Origin of the sequence: Acinetobacter sp. YH01020, assembly GCF_013420275.1 — a bacterium.
Lineage (GTDB): Bacteria > Pseudomonadota > Gammaproteobacteria > Pseudomonadales > Moraxellaceae > Acinetobacter > Acinetobacter amyesii.
Genome location: NZ_VOYN01000089.1, coordinates 1 through 6067 on the forward strand (window position 1 = coordinate 1; position 6067 = coordinate 6067).

The following is a 6067-nucleotide window of genomic DNA, read 5'->3' on the forward strand; positions in this document are numbered from 1 at the left end:
TAACCATCGAAACCTCGTGAATGTCGGTATCCTGTCTGGCAGGATACCGCTCATTTCCCTTGTTCAGTTCATCGCCGTCGCCGAGCATCTGAATTTTCGGCATGCGGCCAAGGCACTTGGTATCAGCCAGTCGAGCGTCAGCGCGCGTGTGAAAGCGCTGGAGGATAACCTTGGTGTCCTGCTATTTGAGCGCCATGCGCGGGGCGTTCGGCTAACAGACGCAGGCAGGCACTTCATGGAGCGTGTCACGGCGGGTGTCGATCAACTCGATCACGCAGTGAAGACCGCAGGCATGACAGCTCAAGGAGAATACGGCCGGCTTCGCATCGGCATCCATGCCTTAATCCCACGCAGCTTTCTCACGGAGCTGATCCGTCATTATCGGGAAGAACATACGGGCATTGAGGTTGAGATCACCGAAGGCACAGCCCGCGATGCGGTGATGCAGCTTCGTGCTGACCAGCTCGACGTGGTGTTCGTCGCGGGCAAGCCCGAGATGCCCGACTGCCATACCCGACCGATCTGGACCGAACCGCTGGTGGCCGTGCTATCGGATGGGCATCGCCTCGCCGGGCAGTCCGCAATCACTTGGTCCGATCTGGTCGGCGAGACTTTCATTGTTCGCTATGGTGGCACCGGCCCGCAGGTCCATGACCATATCGTGCTGCGCCTTGCCGGGCGTTGGCCCGCACCGTCGATCCGGCGCTTTGATGTGGGGCGCGACACGCTGCTATCTATGGTCGGACAAGGCTTCGGCATCACTATCGTCGGCGAGGCAACGTCATTGTTGCCGACGACCGGCATCGTCTTCCTGCCCTTCCTCGATGAACCGGAGCCGGTTGCCTTTACAGCCGTCTGGTCGCCGTTCAATCGCAACTCCGCACTGAAAAATCTACTCAACCTCGCAGGCAAAATGAAGCGTGACGGCGATTCGCCCAATCGTTTCCTGGATGGCACTCGACCGGCACGATAACGGCACAGGCGATCCATCCTATTTGCCGCCGATAGTATCCGGCAGCCCTCCGGCATCCTCTTTCCTGTTGCCCGTCCCGATTTTGCCTACTCTCTGATCGGCTCCGTCTCTTTTGCCGACTGGAGCCTGCATTGCGCGGAGGCCGAATCCTTTGGGGTCAGATCGCCGTAGTCATCACCATCGTTCTGGTGATGACACTGAGAAATTTGACGATAATCAAAATACTGACCTGCAAAGAAGCGCTGCATACGTCGATAAAATGATTGTGGTAAACACTTGATGGGCAAGGCTTTAGATGCAGAAGAAAGATTACATGTTTGCTTTAAAATAATCACAAGCATGATGAGCGCAAAGCACTTTAAATGTGACTTGTTCCATTTTAGAGATTTGTTTAAGATAAGATATAACTCATTGAGATGTGTCATAGTATTCGTCGTTAGAAAACAATTATTGTGACATTATTTCAATGAGTTATCTATTTTTGTCGTGTACAGAGATTATTATAGAAGCCCCCATGAATAAATCGCTCATCATTTTCGGCATCGTCAACATAACCTCGGACAGTTTCTCCGATGGAGGCCGGTATCTGGCGCCAGACGCAGCCATTGCGCAGGCGCGTAAGCTGATGGCCGAGGGGGCAGATGTGATCGACCTCGGTCCGGCATCCAGCAATCCCGACGCCGCGCCTGTTTCGTCCGACACAGAAATCGCGCGTATCGCGCCGGTGCTGGACGCGCTCAAGGCAGATGGCATTCCCGTCTCGCTCGACAGTTATCAACCCGCGACGCAAGCCTATGCCTTGTCGCGTGGTGTGGCCTATCTCAATGATATTCGCGGTTTTCCAGACGCTGCGTTCTATCCGCAATTGGCGAAATCATCTGCCAAACTCGTCGTTATGCATTCGGTGCAAGACGGGCAGGCAGATCGGCGCGAGGCACCCGCTGGCGACATCATGGATCACATTGCGGCGTTCTTTGACGCGCGCATCGCGGCGCTGACGGGTGCCGGTATCAAACGCAACCGCCTTGTCCTTGATCCCGGCATGGGGTTTTTTCTGGGGGCTGCTCCCGAAACCTCGCTCTCGGTGCTGGCGCGGTTCGATGAATTGCGGCTGCGCTTCGATTTGCCGGTGCTTCTGTCTGTTTCGCGCAAATCCTTTCTGCGCGCGCTCACAGGCCGTGGTCCGGGGGATGTCGGGGCCGCGACACTCGCTGCAGAGCTTGCCGCCGCCGCAGGTGGAGCTGACTTCATCCGCACACACGAGCCGCGCCCCTTGCGCGACGGGCTGGCGGTATTGGCGGCGCTGAAAGAAACCGCAAGAATTCGTTAACTGCACATTCGGGATATTTCTCTATATTCGCGGTTCAGCAGGCATGTCCCCTTTGAGGGCGACCCGACGACAGGATAATCGACCTTATGGTGCGCAAATATTTCGGCACAGACGGTATTCGTGGCAAAGCCAACGAAGGCGCGATGACGGCGGAAACCGCCTTGCGCGTCGGCATGGCGGCTGGCCGTGTCTTTCGTCGCGGTGACCACCGCCATCGTGTCGTGATCGGCAAGGATACGCGCCTGTCGGGCTATATGCTTGAACCCGCGCTCACAGCCGGTTTCACCTCGATGGGCATGGACGTATTCCTTTTTGGCCCGCTGCCGACAACGTAATAGGAAGAATAAACGCCCTTTTCACCCAAGTCCAAATTAATTTGCCGATTCCATAATCAGGGTGTATTACAATTCCATAGAGTTTTTCAATCCAGGTGGTTTAGCTGATAACTTAACGATTGATCAGCTTCTTCGTGAAGATTACTCGCCATGGGCGCGCAATAAAAGGATATCTGCCACGTTCAAAGAAGCGCATTTTATTGAAAAATATGGGTCAGGCATCAAACGAATCCAAGAAGGCTTCGCATCCTATGGTCTGCGTCCCCCTGTCTTTGAAAATTTCCAGCACGGTTTTCGAGTTATTGTCTCATCAAAGCTACTTTTCGAATCTAATGAGGGAGTAAGTGAGGGAGTAAATCTACTATTTAATCAGATAAGAACTAATCCAGGAAAGCGTGCACCATTTTTAGTAAACGAGCTATTAGTTCCTGTCAAGATAGTAGAGCGGTGGCTCAAAATCTTAAGAGATGATCATAAAATCGAGTTTCGAGGAGCTCCTAAAAGTGGAGGATACTGGCTAAAATAGAAATCAATGATACTCTTAAGTGGCACCAATCGAACTCCTATTTTAGCATTTAAAAAAGTATCCTCACATCATTTTATTGAACAATACCTAAGGCTGCTCTGGCGGCATTGATATGATTATCGTCGTTGCACTCTACCGCAAAAGCGCCATATGCTAATGGAGCTGCAGCAGCCCTCTCTATAGATTGTTCGTAGAGCCTATCCCATATCGTTCCGCCTTGTTTAGCATACTCCGTTATCAAACTCTTCAGGCTATCCTCTCCAAAAACCGATACGTGACCAGAAAAGTCCAGTGCAGGATCACCCATATGCGCAGTAGACCAATCTATGATACCAGAGGTCTTACCTTCCTTCGAGGTTAAGACATGCCCTGCATAGAGATCGCCATGGATGAAACAAGTGAATTCAGGCCACAAAGGGTCATTGTCCAACCATCTACGGTATCTGTTTTCCAACGGCTCGCTGATACCTATCTCAGATTTCACCAAGTGGATACGGTCAGCTATTTCGGTCCTCAATTCACTTGGAGTCATTATTTTCAAGTTGCTCTTTCTCACATCGTCAGCTGTAATACGATGTAATTCGGCCAATGATTTTGCCAGAGACTCCACATAAGCTATGCTATCGCGATCTATGTTCCAAGAAACCTCATGTGTTATCGCATCGAATGTCAGAGCAGGCGCATCCTCCAGTAAAGGGTAGGCTATTAGGCGCTCCGATACAATTTTCCAATCAGGGACATTGATCGACAGGTTTCTTTTGGCTAAATCCAATATTCTACTTTCATTTTCGATTTGTTCAAGCATATCGCTTCTTCGAGGTATACGGAGTACCCAGTTCTCACCGTTTACTTCCTTTACAAAGGCAACTCTAAAGTCGATGCCCATCTCATTGACGCTCATCTCTTCCGAAATTCTCAGCCCATGCTCTAGGGCTAATGTTTGCATATCTTCGATTGTCATTTCTATACTGTTTTCTTTTATTAAATTGGTACCAGTTCCCCCGACAGGACATTCTGAATGTCATATACAGGTGTAACACTTTACCCATATTCTTTTCGTATGGATAACACTTCCCATCAGGGAACAAAAATCTGATACATGAATTAATTGTGAGACAGTAGACCTACTGTCGCATTGAAGCCATCTCGGCGACTATTTGATTAGGAAAACCAAGGCTTTGCCATCATAGCCTTATCATAGAAGTATAACATAGTTGTAAAGATAGAAAATTATTTTTTATTCATCCATGATGTTATTATTTTATAATAACATCATCTAAACATGTCCTGTCGCTCTTTTGTGCTGTGATATTTCATACCTATTAACTGCTTTCGTTTGAATTATACGACGTTCTACTCACAATAGGGCAAGGGTTACTCATTCCGTAGGATGCGGTTCACGTATAGGAAGAATAAACGCCCTTTTCACCCAAGTCCAACAGCTTTGGACCGCAGTTGACTCTTTCGACACCCCTGCGATGCAACCCAATCCGGCTGACGGGGAGCCAGCAACGCTGAAAATTTACCCTCCTCTTTCCCACTAGCGGCTCCTTTTCCGACAACCAGCACGGCGGATCCCTGCCGCGGCGCTGTGAACGCAGCATTTTGATTGGTATCGTTGGCCTTCAGGCTCGTCAGTCAAACAGACCCAGGAGCAGCTCAGCCGGTGGCGCCCGGCTTTCGGGTAACGCCCTGGTCCCGCTGGTTTCGGCTTTGTGCTTCAGGTGATCAAGGATCTGCTTGATCACTATAGGGTCTTCAATGCAGGCGATGACTTTCATGGCGCCGCCGCAGCCGCTGCAGGTCTCGATGTCGATATTGAAAACACGCTTGAGCCGTTGCGCCCATGTCATCGACGCTCGCCGTTGTGCTGGTGTTGCCGGTTCATCAGCCACCCTGACCTTGTTGCCCCTGCCCCGTTTTGCCGGCGTGACCAACGCCCGGTGCCGACTGTTGGGTGCGAACACCCCGTGGAAGCGGGTTAGGTTGACTCTGGGCTTCGGTACCAGGGCGGCCAGCCTTGCAATGAAATCCAATGGTTCGAAAATGACGTGCGTGGTGCCGTCCCGGTACGGCGTCTTGAGCTGGTAGCGCACGTTGCCGCCTCGTGTTAACGACAGCCGCTTCTCGGATACCGCCGGGCGGCTGATGTACCGGCACAGCCGTTCGAGCTTCTTGCGTTCATCGGCCCTGGCCGCCACGCCGGCGTGCAGGCTGGACCCGGCTACCTTGCCAATCCCGTCACCGAACGGATCACCACTGGTCGGCAGAGTTTGCAAAGTGAACACCTTTCGCCCCGCCTGTGAACCGACAGCGATACGGTAAGTGATCGAGTGCCCCAGCAGGGGTGTCATCGGGTCGTCATCCACCGCATCCGAGGCCAGATAGCTGTTTTCGACATCCCGTTCCAGCAGGCCTTGCCGTTCCAGATAGCGACCCACCCGGTGGGCGATGGTGTGCGTCAGCTGGGTGAGCTCTGGGCTGGTCGGCGCCTTGACCCAGCGGAAACGCGCTGAGCCGTGGGATTGCTCGACATACACACCGTCGAGAAACAGCATGTGGAAGTGAACATTCAGATTGAGCGCCGATCCAAAACGCTGGATCAGGGTGACCGCGCCCGTCTTGGCCACTTGGTGGGTATGGCCCGCTTTCTTGACCAGGTGCGTGGCAATGACGCGGTAAACGATGCCCAGCACCCACCCCATGATCTCGGGCCGGCTGGCAAACAGGAAACGCAGCTGAAACGGGAAGCTCAACACCCACTGACGCATGGGTTGTTCAGGCAGTACTTCATCAACCAGCAAGGCGGCACTTTCGGCCATCCGCCGCGCCCCACAGCTCGGGCAGAAACCGCGACGCTTACAGCTGAAAGCGACCAGGTGCTCGGCGTGGCAAGACTCGCA

At 52.5% G+C, this 6067-nt stretch carries 6 protein-coding genes and 2 pseudogenes; 5 read left to right on the top strand and 3 right to left on the bottom strand.

What is annotated here, in order from left to right:
* Both FTT85_RS18900 and FTT85_RS17770 read left to right on the top strand, forming a co-directional pair.
* A pseudogene (locus FTT85_RS18900) lies at positions 1-289 on the top strand (LysR family transcriptional regulator); the annotation flags it as partial.
* A 3-nt stretch (positions 290-292) separates the two neighbouring features.
* The gene (locus FTT85_RS17770; RefSeq protein ID WP_109354582.1) at positions 293-973 is read left to right on the top strand and encodes a LysR family substrate-binding domain-containing protein; all 681 of its coding nucleotides are present in this window, start codon (positions 293-295) and stop codon (positions 971-973) included.
* A gap of 197 nt (positions 974-1170) precedes the next feature.
* Here FTT85_RS17770 and FTT85_RS17775 read toward each other — a convergent pair.
* Positions 1171-1398, bottom strand: a pseudogene (locus FTT85_RS17775) (IS4 family transposase); the annotation flags it as partial.
* A gap of 89 nt (positions 1399-1487) precedes the next feature.
* Here FTT85_RS17775 and sul2 point away from each other — a divergent pair.
* The 3 genes from sul2 to FTT85_RS17790 all read left to right on the top strand — a co-directional run bounded on the left by sul2 (position 1488) and on the right by FTT85_RS17790 (position 3164).
* Positions 1488-2303, top strand: a complete 816-nt coding sequence (sul2, locus tag FTT85_RS17780) for a sulfonamide-resistant dihydropteroate synthase Sul2 (protein WP_001043260.1) — start codon at positions 1488-1490, stop codon at positions 2301-2303.
* 86 nt (positions 2304-2389) lie between these two features.
* Positions 2390-2638, top strand: coding sequence for a phosphoglucosamine mutase (locus tag FTT85_RS17785; protein ID WP_071830581.1), 249 nt, complete (start codon positions 2390-2392; stop codon positions 2636-2638).
* A 61-nt stretch (positions 2639-2699) separates the two neighbouring features.
* Positions 2700-3164, top strand: a complete 465-nt coding sequence (locus FTT85_RS17790; RefSeq protein WP_071830580.1) for an ATP-binding protein — start codon at positions 2700-2702, stop codon at positions 3162-3164.
* Positions 3165-3237: 73 nt separating this feature from the next.
* Here the strand turns inward: FTT85_RS17790 and mph are convergent, their stop codons facing one another.
* Positions 3238-4125, bottom strand: a complete 888-nt coding sequence (gene mph / locus FTT85_RS17795) for an Mph(E)/Mph(G) family macrolide 2'-phosphotransferase (protein WP_071830579.1) — start codon at positions 4123-4125, stop codon at positions 3238-3240.
* Between the two features lie 673 nt (positions 4126-4798).
* Positions 4799-6067: IS91-like element ISVsa3 family transposase (locus FTT85_RS17805; RefSeq protein ID WP_179989166.1), on the bottom strand; the 1269-nt coding region annotated here is incomplete at its 5' end.

What these genes read in the sequence shown, in the direction of transcription:
- FTT85_RS17770 (WP_109354582.1), top strand. Translation starts at nt 293, where the DNA reads ATGACAGCTCAAGGAGAATACGGCCGGCTTCGCATCGGCATCCATGCC.
- sul2 (WP_001043260.1), top strand. Translation starts at nt 1,488, where the DNA reads ATGAATAAATCGCTCATCATTTTCGGCATCGTCAACATAACCTCGGAC.
- FTT85_RS17785 (WP_071830581.1), top strand. Translation starts at nt 2,390, where the DNA reads ATGGTGCGCAAATATTTCGGCACAGACGGTATTCGTGGCAAAGCCAAC.
- mph (WP_071830579.1), bottom strand. Translation starts at nt 4,125, where the DNA reads ATGACAATCGAAGATATGCAAACATTAGCCCTAGAGCATGGGCTGAGA.